This window comes from Vreelandella arctica (assembly GCF_037070215.1).
In the GTDB taxonomy this organism is placed as follows: Bacteria; Pseudomonadota; Gammaproteobacteria; order Pseudomonadales; family Halomonadaceae; genus Vreelandella; species Vreelandella arctica.
In genome coordinates this window covers 131,971-158,710 of the sequence record NZ_JBANSN010000011.1, presented here as the reverse complement: position 1 = coordinate 158,710, position 26,740 = coordinate 131,971, and the positions used below count along the sequence as shown (strand labels likewise).

Genomic DNA, 26,740 nt, shown 5'->3' with positions numbered 1-26,740 from the left:
AAACGGAATCGGTTGACCCATCGTGACCGCTCAGCGTACAAAACTCTCTCCAGCGTGAAGGCCGTGTGCAAATCGGTCACGATCACCGGAATGACCGGTCACGTTCGCCGGAATACGCAGCGGTCATCGGCCAGCATTATTAGTGCAAACAGTCGCTCGCCAAGGGTAGTACAGCGGCTGATGCGTCTTGCAAGCAGTGTTGTCGACTGAGGGTCGATCACGACAAAATCAGCCTCTAAAGAAGGAGCAAGCTGGCCAATATGGTCATCCAGAGATAGCGCCTTTGCATTACCCATGGTTAAACCATAGAAACCTTGCCATGCGGTAAGGGGTTGCCCTCCTAGCTGACCCACTTGATAAGCGGCTTTCAGCGTTCCAAACCCTGACAAATCGGTACCTGCGCCGATATCACTGGCAAAAGTAAATGCCATACCCGTCTGTTTAGCAGCTTCACGGTCAAATAACCCACTGCCTAGGAAGAGATTGGAGCTGGGACAAAAGGCAATGTTGGCACCTCTATCTGCCAAGCGCTTACGCATACCGTTATCAAGATGGATGCCATGCGCGAAGGTGCTGCGGGGGCCGACAAGGCCTGCTTCTTCGTAAACTGATAAATAGTCACGGCTACCGGGAAATAATTCGGCTACCCAATCCAGTTCACCGCTGTTTTCAGCCAAATGTGTCTGTAGCCAAAGGCTAGGATCATTGTGGAGAAGAGCGCCAGCGGCGTCCATTTGCGTTTTGGTCGATGTAGGCGCAAATCGAGGCGTTACGCTGTAACCTAGTCGGCTCTTGCCGTGCCAATCTTCAATAAGTCGTTCACTATCGGCAATGCCCGTCGCTCCATCCAGCAGCGCCTCTGGCGCGTTACGATCCATCAATACCTTGCCAGCCAACATACGCAAATGCCGTTTATGACAAGCAGAAAAGAAGGCATCCATGGAGCCAGGATGGCTAGAGCCAAACACTTGAGCGGTGGTGGTACCTGCTCGCAGCATTTCATCTAAAAATGCATTTGATAGCGCTTCTGCATGGGCATGATTGGCAAAACGGCACTCTTCAGGAAAGGTATAGTCGTTCAACCAATCAAGCAGTTGGCGGCCATAAGACGCCATGATATCCAGCTGGACATAGTGCACGTGGGTATCGATAAACCCCGGCATAATCAGTTTGTCGCGATAATCGAGAACATCAGCACCTTTGGGTAGTGAAGGTGCGAGTTCGGCGAAATGGCCGACGGCATGAATATGCTGGTCTTTCAACCAAAGCAATCCGTCGCCGTAATGCTCTAAACTGCCCGGTTCGGGCGTATCGCCATCGCCAGGGTTGCGGGCAAAACTAATCAATTCGGCACGAATAAACGTATTGGTAGAAGAATTCATATTAACTCGTGATTGTCGGGGAGTCGGTCATTAGCGTTCGCAATGCCTGGGAGCCCAGGCCACGGTTTTCTTGAGAAGAGGGCGTGTCGGTTAGCCAAAGCAGTTCAGTCACCACTGTTAGCGCAATTGCGTAAGGTGTTTTATTACTCAGCTTAGTGGCGTGAATGCGTCCGATAGGGCTTCGCACGCGCAAAATTTGTTCGGAAGAGTAACCATCACGCTTAAGGCGTCCTTTAAAGCTTGTCCATTTGCTGTCAGAGCCAATCAGTCCAATCGACGCTACGTCATCGCGCTCGATCAGCGCGGCGATTAGGGCATAGTCTTCGTCATGGTTATGCGTTAATACCAACGCATGGGTATCTGCAGGCAAGGCGGCGACACTTTGCTGTGCATCTTGAAGGGGGTAGCACCTCAGTCTCGGCTGTTGCTGATATTGTCCAGAAAACGCATCGCTGCGGCTGTCGTACCAATGCAACTGCCAAGGGAGCGGGGCACTTAGCTTTACAATTTCCTGGCCTACATGACCTGCACCAAATATTGCCAGGTGCGCTTCCGCGCCAGGGAAAGCTTCCAGCAATATATTCACAAAGCCGCCGCAGCACTGTCCGCTTCGGCCACCCAAAGAGAAAGCTTCTAAGCTGAGTCCATAGCGCTGTTCAACTAAGCGTGCTCGTGCTGCGGCAATGGTTTGCCACTCAAATGTACCGCCCCCCAGTGTATCGAAGATAGCGTCGGCGGTGATGACCATACGTGCGCCAGGCTCGCGGGGTGTTGAGCCTGCGCTGGTCACCTGGGTGGCTAATACATGAGGTATCCCATCGCGCTGCAAGCGGTGCAGCACCGCGTGCCAGGTTTCTGAGGTTTGAGTAGGACTCAAAGCGCTTTCTCCCTGATGGCGTTGGCCGCCAGCATGACCCGCTCAGGGGTAGCAGGCGTATCTAAGTGGGGGGAGACTGTATAGTTGGTTAGACTTGATAGAGCATCCCGTAGCGCCGACCACACGCTAATACCTAACATAAACGGAGGTTCGCCGACCGCTTTGGAGCGATAGAGGCTCGCCATGGAGTTGGGGTGACCCTCCAGTAGCGCTACGTTGAAAGTAGGTGGCAAATCACTATAGGTGGGTATTTTATAGGTCGCTGGACCATCACTGATCAGGGCGCCTTTATCGTTCCATTTAAGCTCTTCACTGGTTAACCAACCCATACCCTGAATGAAACCACCTTCTACTTGGCCAATATCAATGGCTGGATTTAGTGAGTCACCCACATCGTGCAAAATGTCGACGCGGTCTACTAAATACTCGCCGCTTAGGGTGTCCACGCTCACTTCAGCCACCGCTGCGCCAAAAGCGTAGTAATAAAAGGGGCGTCCTTGACCGATTGAGCGATCATAGTGAATGAGTGGTGTGGCGTAGAAGCCTTTTTCTGACAACGATATGCGATTGAGATAGGCCGTTTGCACCAACTCACCCCAAGGTATGCGCCGCTCGCTTTCGCCGAACCCTGCTACCAGAGTGCCATCTTCCAGGCGCATACCCTCGCGGTCCAACCCCTCTGCGAAATGCTCAGCAGCAAAGTCAAAGAGGCGCTCACGCAGCTTTCCCGCTGCATCCCGCGCCGCCATACCATTCAAGTCGGCACCGCTAGAAGCCGCGGTAGGTGAGGTATTGGGAACTTTATCGGTTCGCGTAGCGGTAATGCGTACTTTATCCAGATCCAGACCCAACTCGCGAGCCACGACCTGACAAATTTTAGTATGAAGCCCTTGGCCCATCTCGGTACCGCCGTGATTAATCATCACGCTGCCGTCGGTGTAAACATGCAGAAGGGCGCCCGCCTGATTAAGATGCTGGGCGGTAAACGAAATGCCAAATTTAACCGGAGTAAGTGCCAGCCCTTTCTTAATAACAGGGCTAGTGGCGTTGAAGTCGCTCACCGCTTTGCGGCGCGCCCAGTAATCGCTTTCGCTTTCAAGTGTTTCAACGAGTGTATGCAATAGTTGTCGCTGATCGACCTGCTGGCCATAGTGGGTAACCTCGCGACCATCGCGGTAGAAATTGCGCTTACGAATAGTCAGTGGGTCTTCACCAATCTTGCGGGCAATATCGTCCATAGCCGCTTCGATAATCATCATGCCCTGAGGGCCACCGAAGCCCCGAAAAGCTGTATTGGACGCGGTATGCGTTTTTGCACGATGACCCGTGACCTGCGCTTCGCCTAGCGAGTAGGCATTGTCGGCATGAAACATAGCGCGATCAACGATGGCATCGGAAAGGTCAGGCGAGTACCCACAATCACCGATCACGGTGATCTCGCCACCTTGAAGCACGCCCTGAGAGTCAATCGCTAACCGATAGCGGTTATGAAAAGGATGACGTTTGCCTGTTGCGCGCATATCTTCGCTGCGAGGCAAACGGAGTCGAACCGTTTTACCTGTGCGACGGGCAATAATAGCGGCGATGCATGCCCAGGGAGAAGCCTGCGTCTCTTTGCCTCCAAAACCACCGCCCATTCGACGTACCTCTACCGTCACCGCATGAAAGGGAATATCCAGCACCTCCGCCACTAGCTTCTGGGTTTCGCTTGGGTGTTGGTTGGAAGTGTGGACAATAACGCCTTCATCTTCGGTGGGATGAACCACGCACGCCTGGCCTTCCAAATAGAAGTGCTCTTGACCACCGACGAATAGCTCGCCCTCTATTAACTGTTCCGCTTGATCAAGCGCCTGTTGCCAATTACCACGTGTCTGTACATGTGTAGGGCGCACAAATTCTTCGCGCTCGGTCGCAGCCACCGGGTCTAAACTGGCGGGCTTCTCGTCAATACTGACAGCGGCCAACTTGACAGCGCGGCGTGCAGCTTGCAGTGAAATTGCTGCAACGGCGAAGAGGCATTGGCCTGCGTAGCTGATCTCTTGATCGACAAAAATGGGATCGCCCGGAAAGACAGGGCCGATATCGGTGTGCCCCGGTACCTCATGAAAAGTAATCACGTCGACCACGCCTGGCGCCTCTTTCACTCTGCTGAGATCAAGCTGCGTTAAGGTGCCGTGGGCAATGGGCGATAGGCCTAGCGCAACATGCAGAGCGTCGGCAGGCAGTACCAAATCATCAATATAAGCAGCTTTGCCGGTAACGTGTTTTTTGGCGCTCTCGTGAAAGCTGGAACTACCTGCTTGGCGCCGACCAGTGCTATCAACCGTATGGCGTGCCAAGGGGCCAGACCCCTGGATATGATCATGTAATTCACGGCGGGCATGGCTGCTGTCGCCGTCCAGTTTAGTGAGCGTACGCATGGAGCATCACCTCGCGGTCGGGCGCTGAAAGAGAAAGATAGAGGCGTTCAAACAGGTTTTTGGCGGCTTGTTGGCGATAATGTTGACTGCCACGCACATCACTCATGGGTTGAAAGTCTTCATCGAGTGCCTGCTGGGCGGCGCGAAAAGCGTCTGCAGTAATGGCGCTACCTTCCAGTGTCGCTTCCGCTGCTTGCGCGCGCTTGGGAATGGCCGCCATGCCGCCAAAAGCGATCCGTACATCATGCAAGACACCTTGCTCAATGCGGTAGCTAAAAGCGCCGAGCACTGCAGAAATATCGTCTTCCCGGCGCTTGGAAAGCTTCCAGACGCGCAGCTGGCTGCGTTCAATTGCTCGGGGAATAAAAATTCGTGAAACGACCTCATCAGCCGCCATAGCGGTCTGTTTATAATCCAAAAAGAAGTTTTCCAGCGCTAAGCAACGGCTACCTTTTACGCTGGCAAGTTCTACCTGGGCCCCTAAGGCAAGTAGCACGGGTGGCGTATCGCCAATAGGAGAAGCATTGGCAATATTGCCACCTAGCGTTCCCCGGTTACGGATCTGCTGAGAGCCTAATCGGTGCAGCAGATGAGCAAAGGCGGGGAAGTGCTCTTCAAACAGTGGTTCAAGCTGAGTATAGGTGACCCCGGCGCCAATCCACCAGCCAGGTTGTCCTTCAAACGTTGTCGCTTCTACTGTTAACAGCTCGGCAACGCGAGAAACATCAATCAACTGATCAAGCGAAGCCAAGCGCTGAGTGCTTTCCAACCAAAGGTCTGTGCCTCCTGCCACCAAGCGTGCTTGAGGGGCTTCTTGGCGCAGCCGTGTTAGGGCTGCCAAGGAGAGGGGCTGGGAAAAAAAAGGTGTTTTCGCTGTAGGGACTGTTATTTCAGCATCATTTTCTGACGTTGACAGCGCCGCGTCTTGCCATTGGGGGCGCTCATAGGGAATATCATTCATGCGCAGCGCAGCATCCCGGATAGGGCGATAGCCCGTGCAACGGCACAAGTTGCCACCCAGGGCTGCTTCAATGCGTTCTGAGGTTAGCGGAGCAGGCCGCTGGGTAAGGTCGTTATGCAGTGTGAAAAGTGACATGACAATACCCGGCGTGCAAAAACCACACTGGCTACCATGGCATTCGATCATCGCTTCTTGGGCTGGGTGCAGACGTCCCTCTTTAGCTAGCCCTTCAACGGTGACTAAATGCCTACCCTGAAGTTGATGGGCTGGTGTGATACAGGCGTTGGCACTGGTAAACGTGTGGGTGTCAGCGTTTGGCTCGCCAATTGCTACGGTACAAGCACCGCAGTCACCCGATGCGCAGCCCTCTTTGGTGCCTGTTAACGCCAAATGCTCGCGTAATAAGGTTAAAATGCTCGTGTTCGGTGAAACCTCACACTGGTGGGGGGCACCATTGAGCAGGAACGCAATCGTTGCCATGCCAAACTCCACTGTTGTTGTATAGACCGGGATTGTGCTGACCGATCGGTCAATATAAGTTGAGCTTGAGACAAAATGGTCAGCCTTGCAAGTATTTGATCGCTGCACGGGAGTGGGGCAAGCTTATGCGAAATGCCTCTATTTGGGGCAACAAGCCTACCCGCCGACGCTTATTAAGGGACATTGTAAATGACCGCTGTATCCGTCACTCATGAAAGCCCCAGCCGTGAAAAAGTTGAGACAAATATTCTGATGGCCGCTGAAGAAGTGTTTTCTCAGTACGGTTACCGTGGAGCGAGCTTGCAAGTGATCGCTGATCGGGCCGGTCTCCCTAAGGCTAATATTTTGTACTACATGGGAAGTAAGCAGGCGCTTTATGTGCGACTGCTTAACCGTATGATGCATCGCTGGAACAAGGTGCTTGAAGATATTACCCCGGAGAGTGATCCAGCAACTGTGCTGAGTGATTTTATCCGCGCCAAAATGGTGCTTGGTCAGCGCTACCCCGAAGGCTCAAAACTGTTTGCAGCGGAAATTTTAGCCGGCGCTCCCTTCTTGAGTGATTATCTGGCCGGTGAACTGCGTGAGTGGGTGGCTTCTCGTGCCGCGATCATTCGGCAGTGGTCTGCGCAAGGTAAAATGGACGCCGTCGACCCCAAGTGGCTAATCTTCTTAATTTGGTCTGCTACCCAGCACTACACTGAATATAGCGCTCAGGTAAGCGGTATTTTAGGCCGAGATGCATTAACTGAAGAGGATGTTGAATCAATTTCAGCCTTTCTTGAGCACGTTATCCTAAAAGGGTGCGGAATCACTCAGGCGAGTACCAACGCTCACTTGGTGGAAAAGTGAGTGCTAAATGAGCGATTTGCCGATTGATCAGCATCTTGATCACGTTAAAAACGTCCTGGTTACCAACAATCGTCTGATGCTGATTGCCCAGCCAGGCGCTGGCAAAACTACCCGTGTCCCGCTTGCTCTGCTTACGGCCGATTGGGTAGAAGGGCAGAAGCTGCTTTTGCTAGAGCCACGGCGAGTCGCCGCGCGATTGGCGGCTAACTATATGGCTCAGCAGTTAGGCGAAAAGGTCGGTCAGACAGTGGGCTATCGCATGCGCGGCGATAGCTGTGTTAGCGCGCAAACTCGCTTAGAGGTCGTTACTCAAGGGGTGCTTACTCGCATGCTGCAGGATGACCCGCTGCTGGAAGGCGTGGCCGGGATCATCTTTGATGAATTCCATGAGCGAAGTTTAGACGCCGATGTAGGGTTGGCGCTTACGCTGGATGTGCAAAGCAGTATTCGTGACGATTTACGCCTGCTGGTAATGTCGGCAACGCTGGATATCAAGGCGCTCAGGCGAGTGTTAGGGGAGCAGGTGCCCACCATTGAGTGTCATGGTCGTCAGTATCCGGTGACAACGCTTTATCGTCCTTCTTTAAATAGCGAAGAGAGTGTTAGCCATGCTCTGCGCGTAGTCAATGAAGCGCTTTTAATGCCTGATACGCAGGATGTCTTAGTGATCTTGCCGGGCGTGGCCGAGATAAATCGGCTAGTACAAGCGTTGGAAAGGGCGCTACCAGACCTCGCGATACGACCGCTGCACGGTAGGATGAGTATCGCGCAGCAACAAGCGGCATTAGCAGTAAACACATCACAACAGCGTATTATTGTCTCCACTGCGATTACCGAATCTAGCATTACGGTGGATGGCGTCAATGTAGTGATTGACGGTGGCTTAGAGCGAGTGCCGCTTTTTCAGCCGCGCACGGGCCTAACGTGGTTAACCACACGACGAATCAACCGTGCTAGCGCCGACCAGCGGCGGGGTCGCGCAGGTCGGCAAAGGGAGGGCGTCTGTTTTCGGCTCTGGGCTCAAGAGCAGCTGTTAACCGCTTACGGTGAGCCAGAAATTCAGCAAGCGGAACTCTCATCGCTGGTGCTTGAACTGGCGTGTTGGGGGGTTGCGTCGCCCCATGAGCTGAGTTGGGTGACGCCGCCGCCAGAAAGTGCTTGGCGCAGTGGTCAAGCGCTTTTAGTGCAGCTTGGTATATTAGACGAGCAACACAGGCTAACCCCCTTGGGCAGTCGCTGTGCCCAATGGCCAGTCGAACCGCGAATAGCCGTGATGCTGGAGCGTGCTGCAGAATTCAATGCTGTTTCCCTGGCCTGTGGGCTAGCAGCTCTACTGGAGGAGCGGGACAGCTCAGAGCGCTCGCTGCATGATGCGTTAGCACTCCGGCTCAGTCAGCCTAAACGTTTTCCTCAATGGCAGCGCGAAGCCCTTAGGCTTGCTAGGAAAGCAGGGGCCGTGCTTGATGAAGCTATGATGCAACCGCTTGGGCCGCTCTTGGCACTGGCATACCCAGAGCGCATCGGCCAGTTAATAGAGCCAGGTAAGTTTCGACTAGCAAATGGCAAAACCGCTATGCTGCCGTTAAATGAGCCATTGGCACATCAATCTTTTTTAGTGGCCGCCGTGTTAAACAGCGCAGCAGGGGACCAAGTGCGCATTATTGCTGGCGAGCAACTACCCCTTGCCTCACTGCTTTCTCTATATCCTGGGATTAGCCTCTGGCAGCCACGCGTAACATGGTCGCAAGAGCAGGGCCGTTTAATCGGTGAAGAGGTGCAGGCGCACGCTAGCCTTATTATTGCCAAACGGGCATTGGCGCATTTGCCGGGAGAAACCGTAAAAGAGGCGCTATTGGATGCTTTACGTCAGCAGCCCAGGCGGTTGTTCGGCAAGAAGCATCAACAGTTGCTCGGGCGCATGACGCTGTTACGCGCCAACCTGGGGGAGCAATGGCCCGATTGGTCGGAGCAGGTACTGTTAGCCACATTAGAGAGCTGGTTAGCTCCCTACTTGATCGGTATAAATCGACTGAGCGAAATTGAAGCATTGCCCGTAGAGTGTTACTTGCTTGATTCACTCTCCTGGGAACAGAAAAGCCAGTTTGATCAATTGGCACCTCAAGCGCTTAAAGTACCCAGTGGAAAAGTGATTATGTTGGATTATGTGCCTTGCCTTTCCCAATGCCCTCCAGTTTTAGCTATGAAGCTGCAAGAGGCCTTTGGTTGGCAGGTAACCCCTACCGTCGTTAATGGCGGCGTTGCCGTAATGATTCATCTGCTTTCACCCGCGCGTAGGCCGCTACAAGTCACCCAAGATTTAATGAGTTTCTGGCAAAATGGCTACCCAGAGGTACGTAAAGAAATGCGCGGTCGCTACCCTCGGCATCCTTGGCCAGAAGACCCTTTGACCGCAACGGCGACTGCGCATACCAAACGGAAGATGGATAAATAGTCTGACCGTCTTTTGCCGTCATGCTTATTCGCTGCGCTTTTCTGGGATCTCGTTCGGAATACGATAGCGTACCCCTTCTACCTGTTCTTCTTCGTAGCGTTTATTTTCTTCTTCTGGCACCACACCGATTACGGTTTCCTGTGAGCCGTCGGGCCAGGTATACGTCGTACAACCTGTTAGCAGCAGTAATGGGAAAATAGCCAATAGGCTTTTAGCTGGTAGGCTTGGAAGGTGCTTGAACATTAGTCACTCCATTGGGTGGCGCTTGATCCTGGGGGAAATTAGTATCGCATAATCGGAACTATAGATTGCCATTTACCTGCCTGTAAATGCTTAGATTTTTTCCGTTTATCCAAACGTAATACCTTTGTCTGTCTATGATAATGAATGTTAACCATGAATCCTCAATGTGCGTTGTCACACCAGCCCTAATCGGAGGTTTTATGTGGTCAGTGGTGAAGTCAGTATTAGCGGCCTTACTTGGGGTCCAGAGTAACCAAAAGCGACAGGAAGACTTTAGTAGTGGCAAGCCTGCAGCGTACATTGTTACTGGGATAGTCATTACATTGCTGTTCGTTTTGGTGCTTATCGTTTTGGCAACGTTTGCTGCCCGCTGAAAAGCGTTGATAGCGTTAAGTAAGCAAAGCGTGACGAATGGCACATATTTTCTATACTGCTAATATCTCATTTAGTTCTGCCCTCATCTAAAGGCAGGAGATAACAACAATAAGTCTGGAGGTTTCTATGCGATCAGCGTGGCGGTGGCTGTTAGTCATTACCCTTTCTGCGAGCGGGTCGCAGGCTAATGCCAATGATTGGAATATGCCTGTTGGTGTAACCGATGTTAGCGCCGATATCTTTGGCCTTCACATGACGATTTTTTGGATATGTGTCGTCATCGGCCTCGTGGTGTTTGGTGCTATGTTTTACTCCCTGTTTCGCTACCGCCACTCCAAAGGCGCCAAAGCCGCCAACTTTCATGAGCACACCAGTGTAGAAGTGCTTTGGACGGCTATCCCTGTCTTGATTCTGGTTGGCATGGCTGTCCCTGCTACCGCAACGCTAAAAAATATGTACGACTCTTCAGATGCAGAGTTAGACGTTATGATTACAGGACAGCAGTGGCGCTGGCGCTATGAGTATCTAGGCGAGGACGTCGCGTTTACTTCTAATATGAGCACTCCACGGACACAGATCAGCGGGGCTGAAACGCGGGGAGAGCATTACTTATTAGAAGTGGATGAGCCGCTTGTTTTACCCATCAATCGCAAAGTGCGCTTTTTGATGACCTCTGATGATGTTATTCACTCATGGTGGGTGCCCGACTTAGCAGTCAAACAAGACACGATTCCCGGCTTTATCAATGAAAATTGGGTAACGATCAATGAGCCAGGTATCTACCGTGGGCAGTGCACTGAGCTATGTGGTGTCAATCACGGGTTTATGCCCGTCGTGGTTCATGCGATGGAAGAAGATGAGTTTGATAGTTGGCTCGCCGAGCGTAAAGAAGCGGCTGCCGAAGAGGCCATGGGCGTTGATCGTGAATGGGCTATGGAGGAGCTAGTAGCACGCGGCCAGGAAATTTATCAATCGATCTGCTCTTCTTGCCATCAAGCCGAAGGCCAGGGCTCGCCGCCTGCTTTTCCTGCACTGGCAAATAACGAACAGCTTATTAGTGATGTGGATTGGCATCTCAATAAAGTAATCAACGGTGTTTCGGGTGCTGCAATGCCAGCTTTTCGTAGCACCTTAAATCCAGTAGAAATTGCCGCTGTAGTAACTTATACGCGAAATGCTTGGGGTAACGATACGGGAGAGGTGGTGCAGCCTTCAGAAGTAGCTGAGTTAATTGCCCAATAATGCTGATGCGCCACTTATTTAGACAACTACAATATTTCGGAGAGTATCATGTCGCCCAAACTACCCCCTCAGCCTCATTTGCAGCATAGCAGTACGGCCGTCGCCGATGGGCAAAGCCAAAGTCATGATGCGCCGCCGAAAGGTATTTTGCGCTGGTTATTGACCACAAATCATAAAGAGATAGGTTCTCTTTATCTGATTTTTTCGCTGACTATGTTTTTCGTTGGCGGCATATTTGCTTTAGTAGTGAGGGCCGAACTTTTCCAGCCTGGACTCCAGTTGGTCGAACCTGAGTTTTTCAACCAGATGACCACTATGCATGGGTTGATTATGGTGTTTGCCGCCGTAATGCCAGCCTTCACAGGGTTAGCTAACTGGATGATACCGTTGCAAATTGGAGCGCCAGATATGGCGTTACCACGATTGAATAACTTCAGCTTTTGGCTGCTTCCTGTTGCTTTTACATTATTGCTTTCAACCCTTCTTATGCCTGGTGGCGGACCAAATTTTGGTTGGACTTTTTATGCGCCGCTATCGACCAACTATGCGCCTCCCTCTACGACCTTTTTTATACTTTCATTACACCTTGCGGGTATCAGTTCGATATTAGGGGCAATTAATATCATCGCAACTATTTTAAATATGCGTGCACCGGGCATGCGTTTAATGGATATGCCACTCTTTGTCTGGACCTGGTTAATTACGGCCTTTCTGCTGATCGCGGTAATGCCGGTTTTAGCGGCAGTTATCACCATGATGCTTATGGATATTAACTTTGGCACAAGTTTCTTTAACGCGGCGGGTGGGGGCGACCCGGTTCTGTTTCAGCATCTTTTCTGGACGTTTGGTCATCCTGAAGTGTACATCATGATTTTGCCCGCCTTTGGTATTGTCTCCGCGATCATACCTACGTTTGCAAGAAAACCGCTGTTTGGTTATGCATCGATGGTTTATGCCACTGCGGCGATTGCGTTTCTATCGTTTTTGGTCTGGGCTCATCATATGTTTGTGGTAGGGATGCCTTTAGTAGCAGAGTTGTTTTTTATGTATACAACGATGCTGATCGCCGTGCCTACTGGGGTGAAGGTATTTAACTGGGTCACTACGCTGTTTCGTGGCTCAATCAGTTTTGAATCGCCGATGCTGTTTGCCCTTGCCTTTGTCGTGCTGTTCACTATTGGTGGTTTTTCAGGGCTAATGTTGGCGATCGCCCCTGCGGATTTTCAATATCATGATACTTACTTCGTCGTTGCCCACTTTCACTATGTGTTAGTCCCTGGGGCGATCTTTGCCATCATGGCAGGGGTTTATTATTGGTTGCCGAAATGGACGGGGCATTACCCTAATGAACGGCTTGCCCAGTGGCATTTCTGGTTTTCGATTATCGGTGTCAACCTAACCTTCTTCCCCATGCATTTCGCTGGGTTAGCCGGTATGCCGCGCCGTATTCCCGATTATGCTCTTCAGTTTGCCGACTTTAACTTACTTTCAAGTATTGGTGCTTTCTTCTTTGGCGCCTCACAGTTGCTATTTGTTTTAGGCATCATCCTGTGCGTTCGCGGAGGTAAAAAAGCGCCAGCAAAAGCTTGGGAGGGCGCGGAAGATTTAGAGTGGACAGTTCCCTGTCCTGCACCCTTGCACACCTTTGAAACGCCGCCGGTTTTTCATCGTACTTCCCATTAAAAATGGCATAAACCACACAGGCCAGTAGGCCCAAGAGGTGTTATGGACAGTCGAGAGCAAAACCAGGCAGGCGTGCGTCAAACGGTTATTAGAACAATGGCTGTGCTAGTGGGTATGTTCGCCTTTGCTTTTGCGTTGGTGCCGTTGTATGACGTGTTTTGTCAAATTACCGGCATCAATGGCAAGGTTGATGCTACGGCACAAAGTATCGTGCACGAAGAGGTAGATGAGTCCCGTTACATTAATGTGCAATTTATAACGCGGGGCAGCCCAGGATTACCGTGGCAGATGAGCGTTGAAATGCATCAAATGAGCGTGCATCCGGGGCAAACGGCAGAAGTCGACTTTACGTTTACTAATAATAGTCAAAACGAAAGCTGGGGGCAGGCAGTACCTAGCGTTTCCCCTTCAAATGCAACGCGCCATTTACGCAAAGTAAGCTGTTTCTGTTTTGAAGAGCAACAGTTGCAGGGTAATGAGCGCTTGACGATCCCGTTAGTGTTTCAGTTGGCGCGAGATCTTCCAGCAGATATTAATACCATCACGCTGGTGTATACCCTGTATCCCATTGAACGTGCGATACAGACCGCCTCACTGAATACCATGATTAATCACGACGTTAAGAACGATCCCAAAAACGAAGCTAAGAACAATAACGCGGCGGGAGAAACGATATGAGCAGTGGTAGCTATTACGTTCCAGCGAGTAGTCGGTGGCCTGTTCTCGGTTCGGTGGCACTCGGTGCAATGATGGTTGGAATCGGCATTAAGCTCGTTTACGACACTGGGCTGCCGCTGGTTTTAATAGGCGTGGTGGGCATAGTGTCTGTGATGGGGCTATGGTTTCGGGATGTGATCAGTGAGTCTCGTGGTGGGCTGTATGATGCTCAAATGGATCGTTCGTTTCGCTGGGGCATGGGCTGGTTTATTTTTTCAGAAGTCATGTTTTTTGCCGCTTTTTTTGGGGCGTTGTTTTACGTAAGGATGTTCACCCTTCCTTGGCTGGGTGGTGAGGGCGCTAAAGGGGTTTCAGCGTTACTGTGGCCAGATTTTGTTGCTACATGGCCCCTATTGAACCCACCCGATGCTTCCATTTCTGGCCCTCAACAAGTTTTTAGCCCTTGGCAACTTCCTCTCGTTAATACGCTAATTTTGATCACCTCAAGTATCACGCTAACAGTTTCCCATGAGGCTTTAAAAGTCGGTTACCGGCGGACATGTCGTAACTGGCTAACCGGTACCGTGCTATTAGGATGCTGCTTTATAATGATTCAAGGCATTGAATATTATGAGGCTTATGCGCATTACGGTATTACATTGGAAGCCGGTATTTTTGGCGCAACGTTCTTTATCTTGACCGGCTTTCATGGGTTGCACGTGATTATCGGCACGATCATTCTTGCCACCATGTTAGTACGAATAGTGAAAGGCCATTTTGCCGATGAAAATCATTTTGGTTTTGAAGCCTCATGTTGGTATTGGCATTTCGTTGATGTGGTATGGGTTGGTCTCTTTATTTTCGTTTACGTTTTATAAATTGCTTAGCCTAGCTGGCCGGACCAAAAGCCAAATATGATGAGAATCATTAATAAACAAGCTAGTCCGATACGCCATTTAAGAGACACAAGCAAGCGGCGAGACGAGGAGTCATCACGCAGCAAAAAGCCAGCTCCCATGGCTAGGCTGATAACCATCGCAACGAATACAGCGGCAATGAGTAGTTGTAACCACATGATGAAAACCTCTCGACAATGGCGTTTTTACAGCTGGTGTTTTTTCTGGAGTTTGGTGGTGGCCTTAGGCGCCTACTTAGGACTATGGCAGTGGGAGCGGGCAAATGACAAGCGATTAGCATTGGCCGTTCGCGAAACGGCAACTGCATTGGTGCAGCCTACCGTGCAGCCAGCCCAAGGAGCAGAGGTAACCCTACAGGGTGAGTATTTGGCAGAGCATACCCTCTATTTAGATAATCGGATTGTAGAGGGAAAGTTAGGGGTAGCAGTACTAACGCCTCTGCGTGATAGCTTCGGTCAGCTTTGGTTAGTGCAGCGAGGCTTTTTAGCAACGGGACCTCATCGTGAGCCGCCCCAAGCCACTACTCCAAGTGGCAGTGTTGAGTTGACCGGCGAGTGGCAGGAAGTACAAGCGGGCGGGCCACTATATGGAGAAAATAGAGAAGGTGTCAGGTTGCAGCAGTTAAGTCTTGAACCTTGGCGAGCTTCACTAGGTTCGTTTAGCTATGCGGGCTGGTTGCATGCTAGTGAGGGTGATGGTGTTCTGATTCCTTGGTGGGAGGCCAGTGTTATGCCCCCCAGCCGACATATAGGGTATGCGTTTCAGTGGTGGGGGCTGGCCCTGGCGGCCCTGGTGGTAATGTTTTTTGGGGGGCGAAAATTGCGTTTTGATGCAACTCAAGAAGAGTCGTTACTGAATAAAAATAAGCAGGGTGAATAATATGCAGGATGCTAAACACACTCGCCGCCAGCGGCTAAAATTAATGCTGATCTTTGTGATATTCGCGTCTCCCATGCTTGCCGCCTGGGGTATGGTCGAGTTTCGTATTGGTATTCCTGATCGCCATACGGCACATGGTGATGTGGACCTGGCGTTACCCGCTCTTCATGAATGGCCATTAACAACGCCTGCCGTGAGTGAAGAGGACAAGTGGATTCTGGCATTTGACTGCACCCTGCAGTGTGAAGCACGCCAAGATGAATTGTGGCGCCTACATCGTGCTTTAGGACGCGAAGCGCCGAGATTAACGCGTTTGCGCATCGGCGGAGAGCTTGAACCATTACCGGGCGAAGTGACCAGTGAATGGCAGCGCTTTCCCTCATGGCGGAAAGAAAACTCAGTGTGGTTGCTCGATCCTTCAGGGCGTCCGGCGCTAGCATTTGATGAAAACGTCGCGACCAAATACGTGCTTGACGATATACAGCATCTTTTTAAAGTAAACCCCCTATGAAGCGCACTAATCCCTGTTGTTAAGGAAGCATCATGACCGATTCCTATGAGCGCCGCTTGCGTTGGTTAGTGCGATTAACGTTAATAGGCACCCTGTTTACCGCAGTGGTAATGCTGGTTGGTGCATGGACACGGTTAGTCGATGCTGGTTTAGGCTGCCCTGATTGGCCAGGTTGCTATGGAAAGCTACTGGTCCCCGATAGCGATCATGCCACCCTGCGCCATCCCGATGTGCCATTAGAACCGTTTAAAGCGTGGGTGGAAATGGCCCATCGCTACATCGCTAGCTTGCTAGGGCTGGTGGTAATAAGTGTTGTCGCGATGGGTTGGCCATTGCGACAACGGTCAGGTTACCCATGGCGGCTAAGTTTGACGCTCTTAGTAGTTATTATATTGCAGGGTGCCTTCGGTGCTTTCACGGTTACGCTACAGCTCTGGCCGCAAGTCGTCACTCTCCACCTGTTGGGTGGGCTGAGTGTATTACTACTGTTCTTTTGGTTACACCTACGCTTACGTCGTGCTCGTAAAAAATCCATCACTGAGCCGCGCCTAGCCAATGCCTGGTGGGGTATTGCGGCATGTTTGCTGGTGGTGCAGTTAGCGTTGGGTGGGTGGGTGACTAGCAACTATGCAGGCATCGCTTGCCAAGGATTCCCTACCTGTAATGGTCAGTGGTGGCCTGAGTTGGATGTAAGCGAGGGTTTTCATTTTACCCAAACTGTTGGCCCTAATTATTTACATGGGCAGCTACATGCTGATGCACGCACTGCTATCCATGTTGTTCATCGCTTAGGCGCACTCATGTTAGGAGCCGGGTTGGTTGCGCTTTGGTTACGATATCGGCATTGGCAGAATGTCGCTAAACCTCTAGCGATTGTGGTTTCTCTATACATGCTGCAAGCTATTTTAGGTGTCGCTAACATATTGTTATGGCTGCCTTTATGGCTTGCGTTGTTACATACGGCAGGGGCCATTGCACTATCTGTTGGTCTAGTGTGGGCTTGGTGGTGCTGGCGTTACAATGAAGCTGGGGCTTGTTCAAAGAATTCTAATCCGTTTTATCGCAACGTTATTGCTGACTAAAGAAGGGGGGCGCATGCGAAATATAACAATGACACTACCTTCGGCCTTGCCTTCAATGGTGTGGGGGTGGAGGGAGTTACTTGGGCTCTGCAAAATTAAAGTAGTGGTTGTTATGTTGGTATGTGCCGCTGTGGGGATGGCATTAGCGACCCCAGGCTTGCCACCACTAACGAAAGTAATCCTTGGTTTGGCTGGTATCGGCTTAGCCTCTTGTGGTGCAGCTGCTTTTAATCATGTCATTGACCGCCATTTGGATGCGGTAATGACGCGAACTTCTCGTCGTCCAGTGGCGAGTAAACGGCTACCCGTGACAATCGCGTTGGCTTGGGCGTGCTTGCTTTCTGTTGCCGGTGTTACGCTATTAGCTTGGCAGATTAACGTCTTAACGGCTGTGCTAACCTCTGCTTCTTTGATCGGTTATGCATTGATTTATACTGCTTTTTTAAAGCGGGCTACGCCCCAAAATATTGTTATTGGTGGCGTGGCTGGCGCGGCACCACCATTGCTAGGTTGGGTTGCCATTACTGGTCAAGTATCTTCTGAGCCGCTGTTGCTAATGCTGATTATTTTTGCTTGGACGCCGCCACACTTTTGGGCACTGGCGATTCATAAATGTGATGATTATGCACGAGCAGGCATCCCAATGTTGCCTGTTACCCATGGTCTTCCGTTTACACGGCTACAAATTTGGTTGTATGGCTGGCTAACGGTTTTAACCACTCTACTACCGGTAATGATCGGGATGAGTGGGGTGCTTTATTTAGTCATTGTGATAAGCCTGAATGCGCGCTTTATGTTTTGGAACTGGCAGGTTTGGCGCGGTCACGATGCTACTGCACCTATCGGCGCTTTCTGGTTCTCAATTCGCTACTTATTAGGCGTTTTCAGTGCGCTATTACTTGATCACTACGCTGCGGCGCTTGCTTGGTGATCCGAAGACGAGATGGGCAGGTATGCAGTAAGAGGAGAAGCAAGCCTAGGTGCTATTGGCAAAATAGTGGTATAAAGGTGTACAATTTTCGTCAAGCAATTTATTCGCTTAATGAGGGGGGTCATGAACTCAACAGTAGCGCTGGTATTACTCGCCTTGGCGATTGCAGTCATTGTGGGGCTGTGTTTCTACGCATGGTCGCTGCGCAAAGAGGTAAGTCGTCGAGAAGCTTATCGGCGCGATGAAGATGCTCGTGCCCAACAAAACAGTTTAGAAAACCTCGATTATGTCGCGAGTGCTTTGGTTCAGGAGCAGGTCGATATCACGGAGGGGGCTTGGCGTTGTAAGGTTCTACTTGAGATTATCGATCCTAGTTTAACGGAACGAACTGAATTTAAGGCTTTTGCCGAGCACTATCGTCGCACTCAACATTTGAATACGCATTCCGCCCGGCAGCAGTTGACTGCTCGAGAGCGTATGCAGGAAGACAAAGAACGGTTGATGGCAGAAAATGACATGCGCGAAGCCGTATTGAAAGCTGCTCAAGCAGTATTAAAATGGCGTGCCAAAGGCAAAAGTGCGTTGCATTAACTATTAATTTTGAGCGGTATTAACCGCCAAAATGCATAGCAAGCTAATTTTTAGTGCCCATCGTGGCAATTTTGCTATGCTAAATGATGTCGGTATTGGCAAGAAGTTGATATCTTGGCATTGTTGCCTTCTAGCGCTTAAGCGTTAATGATAGGCACAATGTTCTGTAGTGGCTGGGTACTGAGTTATGGGTATGTCGTCATAAATACTGAGGGCTTGGTTATTCAGCTTAATACAGAACAGGCGAAAAATGGATGCTCTCGCAATAAGAAGCATTGGATAGATTTGGTCACTTATGACCATTTCAGCATTGGATCAAGAAGGAGTCTTGCATGAAAAAATCAACGACTGGATTGCTAATCGGTTCCGCACTGGTAGTCGGTCTTTCTGGCTGTGCCAGCTCGGCCTCACAGTCTTCCGGCCAATCAAGCGCTAGCAGCGACAGCAACTGGTATCAGCACCCGGCAGTATGTGGTCTGGCTGGGAGCGTTATCGGTGGCAGTATTGGCTATGCTACCAGCAGTAATTCTGACGAAGAAAACGGTGCCGCTATAGGTGCCACTGCTGGTGCTGCTATCGGCGGTTTGCTATGCGCTGACCGCACGCCTGAGCCGGTTGCACCGCAGTGCCCAAGCTATGGCGAAGTGCCGGCTGGTGTTGCTGTTGATGCCGAAGGTTGCCCGCTAGATTCTGACGGTGACGGCGTGCCTGACTACCGTGATCAGTGCCCAGGTACTCCTGCTGGCGTAGAAGTTAACGCTAACGGTTGCCCGCTTGATTCCGATAATGACGGTGTTCCAGATTACCGTGATCAGTGCCCGAACACCCCTGCAGGCGTAGAAGTTAACGCACTGGGTTGCCCGGATAGCGTCGTTCTGCAAGATGTTAACTTCGAGTTTGATTCTGCTCAGTTAACTTCCAACGCTCAGAATGTACTTAACGGTGTTGCTGAGCGTTTGGTCAGTAACCCTGATGTTCGCGTAAGCATCGAAGGCCACACTGATTCACGCGGTTCTGACGAGTACAACAAAAACTTGTCACAAGAGCGTGCTCAATCAGTTGCTAACTACTTGGCAAGCCGTGGCGTAGAAGCTAACCGTATGCGTGCAGTAGGTTACGGTGAAGAGCAGCCGATCGCGTCTAACGAGACTGAAGAAGGTCGCTTCCAGAACCGTCGCGTTGAATTGGATGAGTGGAACTAAGTTCACTTATCTTCTGAGGTTTGTAGACGACTTATAAACGGTTAACTGCAATCCACAGGTACAGAAACGGGAGGCATATGCCTCCCGTTTTTATTTTAAGCGGTAGGTAACTCTGCTAATCTTGTCGCTGTTTTTAGTGGGGCTTTTGCACCCTCCAAGACCATTGATAGCGAAATGTGATCCTTGGTATGGATCACCACTGCGCTCAAGGAACATGAATGCCTATTGTTACTCTGCCTGACGGCAGTCAAAAAACATTTGAAGCACCGCTGACCATTATGCAGCTCGCAGAATCCATTGGCCCTGGTTTGGCTAAGGCCTGTATCGCTGGGAAGATTGATGGTTTGCTGGTAGATGCCGCTGATTTAATCGAGCAAGATGCGAGCGTTGCTATTATCACAGCGCGTGACGCTGAGGGGTTGGAAATAATTCGTCACTCCTGCGCTCACCTAATTGGTCATGCGGTTAAGCAAATGTATCCCGATGCCAAGATGGCGATTGGGCCAGTCATTGAAGATGGCTTTTATTACGATATTGAATTCGGTCAGTCGGTCACGCCGGAAGACCTGGAGGCGATAGAGACGCGCATGCAATCATTGATTGAGCGCGAGTACGATGTGGTTCGCGAATACGTTGATCGCGACAAGGCAATGTTGACCTTTTTGCATCGTGATGAGCCTTACAAGCAGGAAATTGTTCGCGATATCCCTGATGATGCGACCATCAGGCTTTATCATCACGAAGAGTACACCGACATGTGCCGCGGCCCGCACGTGCCTAACACCCGCCACTTAAAAGCTTTCAAGCTCACTAAGTTGGCAGGGGCCTATTGGCGTGGCGATGCTGCAAACACCATGCTGACGCGTATCTACGGCACCGCATGGGGCGATAAAAAACAGCTTAAGGCTTACGTAAAACGGCTTGAAGAGGCAGAGAAGCGCGATCACCGTAAATTGGCGCGCCGACTGGACCTTTTTCACATGCAGGAAGAAGCGCCGGGAATGATATTTTGGCACCCTAACGGCTGGGCGCTATGGCAGCAGATCGAACAATATATGCGAGGCGTTTATAAAGAGGGTGGCTACCAAGAAATTCGCTGCCCCCAGATAATGGATGTATCGCTTTGGAAAAAGTCAGGGCACTGGGACAACTACGCAGACGGCATGTTCTTTACCGAGTCAGAAAAGCGTGAGTATGCCCTCAAGCCTATGAATTGCCCTGGTCATGTTCAGGTATTTAATTCTGGCTTACGTAGCTATCGCGAGCTCCCCGTTCGTTTTGGTGAGTTTGGCGGTTGCCACCGGAACGAGCCTTCAGGCGCTTTACACGGTATCATGCGCGTTCGTGCATTTACTCAAGACGATGGTCATGTTTTTTGTACCGAAGCTCAAGTTGAGCCAGAAGTAACTGACTTTCATCGTCAAGCGTTGAAGGTGTATAGCGACTTCGGCTTTGAAGATATTGCTATTAAAATTGCTCTTCGCCCCGAAAAACGCATTGGTAGTGATGAGGTTTGGGATCGGGCAGAAGATGCACTGCGTAGTGCGTTAAAAACTTGCGATGTAGAATGGCAGGAACTTCCTGGCGAAGGCGCGTTCTATGGCCCCAAGATTGAATACCATATGAAAGATTGCCTGGGACGCGAGTGGCAAGTGGGTACTATGCAGGTAGACTTTATGATGCCAGAGCGACTTGGTGCTCAATATGTGACAGAAGAGGGGCATCGGAAGCCGCCAGTAATGTTGCATCGTGCTATCGTTGGCTCTATGGAGCGTTTCATTGGCATCTTGATTGAACATTATGCAGGCGCTATGCCATTATGGCTTGCGCCACAGCAGGCAGTCGTCATGACTATCACCGATTCACAGCGTGAATATGCGCTTGATTTGGAGAGCCGTCTGCAAAAAAGTGGCTTACGTGTTAAAGCGGACTTGAGGAACGAGAAGATCGGCTTTAAAATCCGTGAGCATACGTTACAGAAAGTTCCCTATCTCCTTGTGGTAGGAGATAAGGAAGTCGAAGCTGACTCAGTGGCCGTGCGAACACGCAGCGGCGAAAACCTCGGTACAATGACGGTCGATGAATTTATTGAACGCCATACTGCCGAGAGAGCAGCCCTGGCGACATCGTCAATTGCCTAAGGAGACGGAACGATCAAGAGAAGCAACCAGCGAGGGCGTCCAGCAGATAAACGCCCACCAATGAACGAGCGAATTGTCGAAGAAGAAGTACGTCTTATTGGTAGCGACGGTGAGCAGTTGGGTGTTGTGCCCACCACCGAAGCGCTAGAGCGTGCAGAATCTGAAAGCTTAGATCTCGTGCAAATTTCGAATGCCGATCCCATCGTCTGTAAGATTATGGATTACGGCAAGTTCGTTTTTGAGACCAAGAAGCAGAAAGCGGCTCAAAAGAAGAAGCAGAAGCAAATCCAGGTTAAGGAAGTTAAATTCCGTCCTGGCACCGACGAAGGCGATTATCAGGTCAAGCTTAAAAACCTGACGCGCTTTTTGGAAGGTGGTGACAAGGGCAAAGTCACACTGCGCTTCCGTGGTCGTGAAATGGCGCACCAGGACATCGGTCGTAAGCTGATGGAAAGGATTGCGGCAGACCTGGAAGAGATCGGAGCGGTAGAGTCTTTCCCGAAAATGGAAGGGCGCCAGATGATCATGATTATTGCCCCGAAAAAGAAGTGATCCAACGGCGATGTCAACGGGCCACCGTTAAACAGGTGGTCGGCCCTGGGTTTTCTAAAAAATATCGAGCGGAGTTTTCCTCATGCCGAAAATCAAAAGCAACAGCGGCGCTGCCAAGCGCTTCAAAAAGACTGCTAATGGCTTTAAGCACAAGCAGTCTCACCGTAGCCACATCTTGACCAAGAAAACGACCAAGCGTAAGCGTCAACTGCGTGGAATGAAGCAAATCCATGCGTCTGATAAAGCGCTTATCCAGCGTATGCTGCCGAATCTATAAGTCGGGTTTTCGTTTTTCTGAGTGCAAAATTTTTTCGCCTCAGCCTTAAAGTCAGGAGTGTGTTATGACTCGAGTTAAACGTGGCGTAGTAGCGCGTCGTCGCCATAAAAAAGTATTAAAGCTTGCTAAAGGTTACTACGGTGCCCGTTCACGCGTTTTCCGCGTTGCCAAGCAAGCCGTTATCAAAGCTGGTCAGTATGCTTACCGTGACCGTCGCAACCGTAAGCGTCAGTTCCGTGCGCTATGGATCCAGCGTATCAACGCTGGTGCACGCGTCAACGGCATGTCTTACAGCCGTTTTGTTGGTGGCCTCAAGAAAGCCGGTATCGAAATCGACCGTAAAGTATTGGCCGATTTGGCAGTACACGAGAAGGCCGCATTTGCTGCCATCGTGGAAAAAGCCAAGGCTGCCCAATAAGGTAGTTTGCATTGGGTGATTGCCCATGCAATGTGCCTGAGGTCATTTCAGAGTGACCCATCCAGGGGAAGAGCAGCCGCTCTTCCCCTGTTTTTTTGCCACCTTCAACGTGCCACGCCATCCTTAGGGGTGGACACCGCTTAATTCGGAGTGAAACGGATGGATCACCTTCCTACTCTGGTATCTGAGGCTCGCGACGCCATTCAGGCTGCGCAGAGTGTCGCTGCACTAGACGAATTACGAGTACGCTACTTAGGTAAGAAAGGTGAGGTAACTGCCTTGCTGAAAGGCCTGGGGAGGCTGTCAGCAGAAGAGCGCCCTGCGGCGGGTGAACGTATTAATCAGGCCAAGCAAACGCTGGCCGACGAAATTGATACTAAGCGAGCGCAACTTGAAAGTGTTGCGCTCAATGCCCGTTTGGCCGCTGAAAGTATCGATGTCACGTTGCCAGGGCGTGGCCAGGTCGAGGGTGGTCTACATCCGGTGACGCGTACGCTTGAGCGTATAGAGGGGCTGTTCACGCGTATTGGTTATGATGTGGCAGTAGGGCCTGAAATTGAAGACGATTATCACAATTTTGAAGCGCTCAATATTCCTGCCCACCACCCTGCCCGTGGCATGGCGGATACCTTCTATTTTGATGCCACCCGCCTTTTGAGGACTCACACCTCACCCGTGCAGGTGCGCACCATGAAAAGCAGTGAGCCACCCATCCGTATTGTTTGTCCAGGGCGTGTTTATCGCAGCGACTCGGATTTAACCCACACGCCAATGTTCCATCAAGTGGAAGGGCTGTTGGTTGATGAGGGTATTAGCTTTGCTGATCTAAAAGGGACGATCGAAGACTTTTTGCAGGCATTTTTTGAACGTGACGACCTATCCGTCCGTTTCCGTCCTTCCTACTTTCCATTCACAGAGCCATCAGCCGAAGTCGATATTCAGTGTGTGATGTGTAGTGGTGCGGGGTGTCGTGTATGTTCCCATAGTGGCTGGTTGGAAGTGATGGGTTGCGGCATGGTACATCCTGAAGTCTTCCGCCACTCGGGTATTGATACCGAGCGCTATACCGGGTTTGCCTTCGGAATGGGGGCTGAGCGTTTGGCAATGCTGCGCTACGGCGTGAACGATTTACGCCTGTTCTTTGAAAACGATCTGCGTTTTTTACGTCAATTCGCTTAAGACCGCCGCCGAATACAGGATCAACGATGAAATTTTCAGAACAGTGGTTGCGTGAATGGGTTTCGCCGCAGCTTGATACACAGGCCATGGCCGACCAAATCACCATGGCGGGCTTGGAAGTTGACGCTGTTGAGGCAGTTGCTGCCGAATTCAGTGGAGTGGTGGTGGCAGAGGTGCTGAGTAAAGAGAAGCACCCTGACGCAGATAAGCTCAGTGTGTGTACCGTTGATGATGGCAGTGGTGAGCCTGTCCAGGTTGTCTGCGGGGCGCCTAATGTCGATGTTGGCCAGAAAGTGCCCTTTGCCCAGGTGGGCGGTGTCTTGCCGGGCGACTTTAAAATCAAAAAAGCCAAACTGCGTGGCGTTGAGTCACGGGGTATGATTTGTTCGGCATCTGAATTGGGGCTTGCAGAAGAGACGTCACCAGGCATTCTGGTGTTGTCAGCAAGTGCTCCAGTGGGTGCTGATTTTAGAGAATTCATGCACCTGAATGACATGACCATTGAGGTCGACCTGACGCCCAATCGTGGTGATTGCTTAAGCATTAAAGGGTTGTCGCGTGAAGTGGGAGTGCTTAATCGGCTGGCGGTGATCGGCCCTGTAATAGCGTCGGTGTCCACTGAGGTTGACGATAGCTTTGCGATTAGTGTCGAGGCGCCAGAGCAATGCCCTCGCTATATGGGCCGGATTATTAAAGGTGTCAATGTTAAGGCTGAGACGCCTCTATGGATGGTTGAGCGGCTGCGTCGTAGCGGCGTACGTTCTATTGATCCTGTCGTAGATGTCACTAACTACGTGATGCTTGAGTTGGGCCAGCCGCTACATGCTTTTGACCGCGATAATCTTCAGGGTGGCATGGTTATTCGCATGGCCACGCCGGGTGAGCGTTTAACGCTGCTTGATGGTCATGAGGTGTCGCTACGCCCTGAAACGCTGGTCATTGCCGACCATTCTGGCCCGCTAGCGATGGCAGGCGTCATGGGTGGTGAAAACTCAGGCGTTAACGAAAACACTCAGACTATTTTCCTTGAATCTGCGTTCTTTACGCCGCTTGCTATTGCTGGCCAAGCGCGCTCTTACGGTCTGCATACTGATGCATCGCACCGTTTTGAGCGTGGAGTTGATCCACAGTTAACGCCCATTGCAGTCGAGCGGGCTACACAGTTACTCATTGAAATTTGCGGTGGCCAAGCCGGGCCTGTTGTTGAAGCGCTAAGCGTTAAGCATATGCCCGAAGAGCGCTCAATCTTATTGCGCAGTGCCCGTTTAGAGCAGGCGCTATCCAAGACGCTAGATAGCGATGATGTGACCGATATTCTTCAGCGTCTGGGGCTTGATGTCAGCATCCAGGGTGCCGATTGGGCCGTCACCGCGCCTACTTGGCGCTTTGATTTGGCCATTGAAGAGGATCTGATCGAAGAGGTGGCACGTATCCATGGCTATAATAATTTGCCGGTACGTCGTCCTGCAGCACGCTTGGCGCTTCGCTCTTCGGACGAGGCGACGCTGACTCAGTCGCAGTTGCGTCGTCAGATGGTCGCACGTGGCTTTCAAGAGGCGATCACCTACAGCTTTGTAGCACCTGAGCTGCAAGCGACGCTGTTACCAGACGCCATAACGCCTGTGCTTGCTAACCCTATCTCGGCTGATTTGTCGGTGATGCGGGCCAGCTTGTTTCCTGGCCTGGTTCGTGCCATGGAGTACAACCTCAATCGTCAGCAAGCCCGCGTGCGTTTATTTGAAACCGGGCTAGTATTTAACGGTGAGCTGGATGCTTTGTCACAGGTGCCGATGCTGGGTGCGTTAGTGTGTGGCCCGCGTGAAGCGGAAGGGTGGAGTGGTGCTAAGGATCGCGTCGATTTTTATGATCTTAAAGGTGATCTAGAAAGCGTCATCGCCTTGGGTGGCGAAGCCGATGCTTGGCGGTTTGAGCCCGCTGAGCACCCAGCGCTCCATCCTGGTCAAAGTGCCCAGCTATTGCATAACGGTGAGCCTGCAGGCTGGATTGGTACTCTGCACCCACAAGTACGAGCAACGCTGGGCTTAAAAATGGATGCCGTGTTGTTTGAGGTGCGCTTAGATGCACTTAGCCAAGGCCGAGTTCCTGCGTTTGAGCCGCTGTCACGCTTTCCTGAGGTGCGCCGTGATTTGGCGTTTATACTCAATGAGTCGACACCTGTGCAGGCATTGCTCGATTGCGCCAAGCAGCAAGCGGGGGAGTATCTGCAGGATATCAAGCTATTCGATGTCTATTCAGGTAAAGGTGTAGCCGAAGGGCATAAGAGTATTGCGTTGGGCTTGACCTGGCAGCATCCATCGCGCACGCTAAACGACGAAGAAATCAACCAGTTGGTCGATTCAATTGTGACACAAGTGCGTGTCAAGCTGGATGCGGAGCTGCGCGGCTAATAAAAATCGAAGAGATTAATTAGGCCTC

The 26,740-nt window shown here is 51.1% G+C and carries 25 protein-coding genes; 19 read left to right on the top strand and 6 right to left on the bottom strand.

Going from position 1 to position 26,740, the window contains the following annotated elements:
* Window positions 1-98: 98 nt before the first annotated feature.
* The 4 genes from guaD to xdhA are packed head-to-tail and all read right to left on the bottom strand — an operon-like array spanning window position 99 to window position 6,120.
* Entirely contained in the window at window positions 99-1,382 is a 1,284-nt protein-coding gene (guaD, locus tag V8L70_RS12420; protein WP_336269459.1) for a guanine deaminase, read from the bottom strand.
* A 1-nt stretch (window position 1,383) separates the two neighbouring features.
* Complete coding sequence (gene xdhC, locus V8L70_RS12415) at window positions 1,384-2,259, bottom strand: xanthine dehydrogenase accessory protein XdhC (protein WP_101147047.1); 876 nt, start codon at window positions 2,257-2,259, stop codon at window positions 1,384-1,386.
* Complete coding sequence (xdhB, locus tag V8L70_RS12410) at window positions 2,256-4,679, bottom strand: xanthine dehydrogenase molybdopterin binding subunit (RefSeq protein ID WP_101147046.1); 2,424 nt, start codon at window positions 4,677-4,679, stop codon at window positions 2,256-2,258. The genes xdhC and xdhB overlap by 4 nt, the downstream gene beginning before the upstream one ends.
* Window positions 4,663-6,120 (bottom strand): xanthine dehydrogenase small subunit, encoded by a 1,458-nt coding sequence (gene xdhA, locus V8L70_RS12405; protein WP_101147045.1) that lies wholly within the window; start codon window positions 6,118-6,120, stop codon window positions 4,663-4,665. Before xdhA ends, xdhB begins: the two co-directional genes overlap by 17 nt.
* Window positions 6,121-6,309: 189 nt before the next feature.
* On the opposite strand from xdhA, the gene V8L70_RS12400 reads away from it, so the two are divergent.
* Both V8L70_RS12400 and hrpB read left to right on the top strand, forming a co-directional pair.
* Window positions 6,310-6,972, top strand: a complete 663-nt coding sequence (locus V8L70_RS12400; protein ID WP_101147044.1) for a TetR family transcriptional regulator C-terminal domain-containing protein — start codon at window positions 6,310-6,312, stop codon at window positions 6,970-6,972.
* Window positions 6,973-6,979: 7 nt separating this feature from the next.
* Window positions 6,980-9,424, top strand: coding sequence for an ATP-dependent helicase HrpB (gene hrpB, locus V8L70_RS12395; RefSeq protein ID WP_101147043.1), 2,445 nt, complete (start codon window positions 6,980-6,982; stop codon window positions 9,422-9,424).
* Window positions 9,425-9,448: 24 nt separating this feature from the next.
* On the opposite strand, the gene V8L70_RS12390 is transcribed toward hrpB, so the two are convergent.
* Window positions 9,449-9,667 (bottom strand): hypothetical protein, encoded by a 219-nt coding sequence (locus V8L70_RS12390; RefSeq protein WP_008957484.1) that lies wholly within the window; start codon window positions 9,665-9,667, stop codon window positions 9,449-9,451.
* 134 nt (window positions 9,668-9,801) lie between these two features.
* On the opposite strand from V8L70_RS12390, the gene V8L70_RS12385 reads away from it, so the two are divergent.
* The 5 genes from V8L70_RS12385 to V8L70_RS12365 all read left to right on the top strand — a co-directional run bounded on the left by V8L70_RS12385 (window position 9,802) and on the right by V8L70_RS12365 (window position 14,502).
* Window positions 9,802-10,041 carry a DUF2970 domain-containing protein gene (locus tag V8L70_RS12385; protein ID WP_332870658.1) on the top strand — a complete coding sequence of 80 codons (240 nt, stop codon included), beginning with the start codon at window positions 9,802-9,804 and terminating at the stop codon, window positions 10,039-10,041.
* 127 nt (window positions 10,042-10,168) lie between these two features.
* Window positions 10,169-11,284 (top strand): cytochrome c oxidase subunit II, encoded by a 1,116-nt coding sequence (gene coxB / locus V8L70_RS12380; protein ID WP_101147042.1) that lies wholly within the window; start codon window positions 10,169-10,171, stop codon window positions 11,282-11,284.
* Between the two features lie 48 nt (window positions 11,285-11,332).
* On the top strand, window positions 11,333-12,967 hold the full coding sequence (gene ctaD / locus V8L70_RS12375; RefSeq protein ID WP_101147041.1) for a cytochrome c oxidase subunit I: 1,635 nt from the start codon (window positions 11,333-11,335) through the stop codon (window positions 12,965-12,967).
* Window positions 12,968-13,009: 42 nt separating this feature from the next.
* The gene (locus V8L70_RS12370) at window positions 13,010-13,645 is read left to right on the top strand and encodes a cytochrome c oxidase assembly protein (protein WP_101147040.1); all 636 of its coding nucleotides are present in this window, start codon (window positions 13,010-13,012) and stop codon (window positions 13,643-13,645) included.
* Window positions 13,642-14,502, top strand: a complete 861-nt coding sequence (locus V8L70_RS12365) for a cytochrome c oxidase subunit 3 (RefSeq protein WP_101147039.1) — start codon at window positions 13,642-13,644, stop codon at window positions 14,500-14,502. The genes V8L70_RS12370 and V8L70_RS12365 overlap by 4 nt, the downstream gene beginning before the upstream one ends.
* 5 nt (window positions 14,503-14,507) lie before the next feature.
* On the opposite strand, the gene V8L70_RS12360 is transcribed toward V8L70_RS12365, so the two are convergent.
* Window positions 14,508-14,699, bottom strand: a complete 192-nt coding sequence (locus tag V8L70_RS12360; RefSeq protein ID WP_008957478.1) for a DUF2909 domain-containing protein — start codon at window positions 14,697-14,699, stop codon at window positions 14,508-14,510.
* Here V8L70_RS12360 and V8L70_RS12355 point away from each other — a divergent pair.
* The 12 genes from V8L70_RS12355 (at window position 14,698) to pheT (ending at window position 26,712) form a co-directional block, all read left to right on the top strand.
* On the top strand, window positions 14,698-15,420 hold the full coding sequence (locus tag V8L70_RS12355; RefSeq protein WP_101147038.1) for an SURF1 family protein: 723 nt from the start codon (window positions 14,698-14,700) through the stop codon (window positions 15,418-15,420). The two genes, V8L70_RS12360 and V8L70_RS12355, sit on opposite strands and share 2 nt — an antisense overlap.
* Window position 15,421: 1 nt before the next feature.
* Complete coding sequence (locus V8L70_RS12350; protein ID WP_008957476.1) at window positions 15,422-15,931, top strand: hypothetical protein; 510 nt, start codon at window positions 15,422-15,424, stop codon at window positions 15,929-15,931.
* 32 nt (window positions 15,932-15,963) lie between these two features.
* Window positions 15,964-17,013 carry a COX15/CtaA family protein gene (locus tag V8L70_RS12345; RefSeq protein WP_008957475.1) on the top strand — a complete coding sequence of 350 codons (1,050 nt, stop codon included), beginning with the start codon at window positions 15,964-15,966 and terminating at the stop codon, window positions 17,011-17,013.
* 13 nt (window positions 17,014-17,026) lie between these two features.
* Window positions 17,027-17,944 (top strand): heme o synthase, encoded by a 918-nt coding sequence (gene cyoE, locus V8L70_RS12340; protein WP_035586677.1) that lies wholly within the window; start codon window positions 17,027-17,029, stop codon window positions 17,942-17,944.
* 123 nt (window positions 17,945-18,067) lie between these two features.
* Window positions 18,068-18,535 carry a DUF2489 domain-containing protein gene (locus V8L70_RS12335; protein WP_101147037.1) on the top strand — a complete coding sequence of 156 codons (468 nt, stop codon included), beginning with the start codon at window positions 18,068-18,070 and terminating at the stop codon, window positions 18,533-18,535.
* Window positions 18,536-18,867: 332 nt separating this feature from the next.
* Entirely contained in the window at window positions 18,868-19,737 is an 870-nt protein-coding gene (locus V8L70_RS12330; RefSeq protein ID WP_101147036.1) for an OmpA family protein, read from the top strand.
* A gap of 218 nt (window positions 19,738-19,955) precedes the next feature.
* Window positions 19,956-21,878: a threonine--tRNA ligase gene (gene thrS, locus V8L70_RS12325; RefSeq protein WP_101147035.1), complete on the top strand. Its 1,923-nt coding sequence runs from the start codon at window positions 19,956-19,958 to the stop codon at window positions 21,876-21,878.
* Between the two features lie 60 nt (window positions 21,879-21,938).
* Window positions 21,939-22,430 carry a translation initiation factor IF-3 gene (infC, locus tag V8L70_RS12320; protein WP_008957470.1) on the top strand — a complete coding sequence of 164 codons (492 nt, stop codon included), beginning with the start codon at window positions 21,939-21,941 and terminating at the stop codon, window positions 22,428-22,430.
* Window positions 22,431-22,512: 82 nt separating this feature from the next.
* Window positions 22,513-22,707 (top strand): 50S ribosomal protein L35, encoded by a 195-nt coding sequence (rpmI, locus tag V8L70_RS12315; RefSeq protein ID WP_007114345.1) that lies wholly within the window; start codon window positions 22,513-22,515, stop codon window positions 22,705-22,707.
* Between the two features lie 64 nt (window positions 22,708-22,771).
* Window positions 22,772-23,125 (top strand): 50S ribosomal protein L20, encoded by a 354-nt coding sequence (gene rplT / locus V8L70_RS12310; protein ID WP_007114344.1) that lies wholly within the window; start codon window positions 22,772-22,774, stop codon window positions 23,123-23,125.
* 159 nt (window positions 23,126-23,284) lie between these two features.
* Complete coding sequence (gene pheS / locus V8L70_RS12305) at window positions 23,285-24,304, top strand: phenylalanine--tRNA ligase subunit alpha (protein WP_101147034.1); 1,020 nt, start codon at window positions 23,285-23,287, stop codon at window positions 24,302-24,304.
* A gap of 26 nt (window positions 24,305-24,330) precedes the next feature.
* Window positions 24,331-26,712 (top strand): phenylalanine--tRNA ligase subunit beta, encoded by a 2,382-nt coding sequence (gene pheT, locus V8L70_RS12300; RefSeq protein ID WP_101147033.1) that lies wholly within the window; start codon window positions 24,331-24,333, stop codon window positions 26,710-26,712.
* Window positions 26,713-26,740 lie beyond the last annotated feature (28 nt).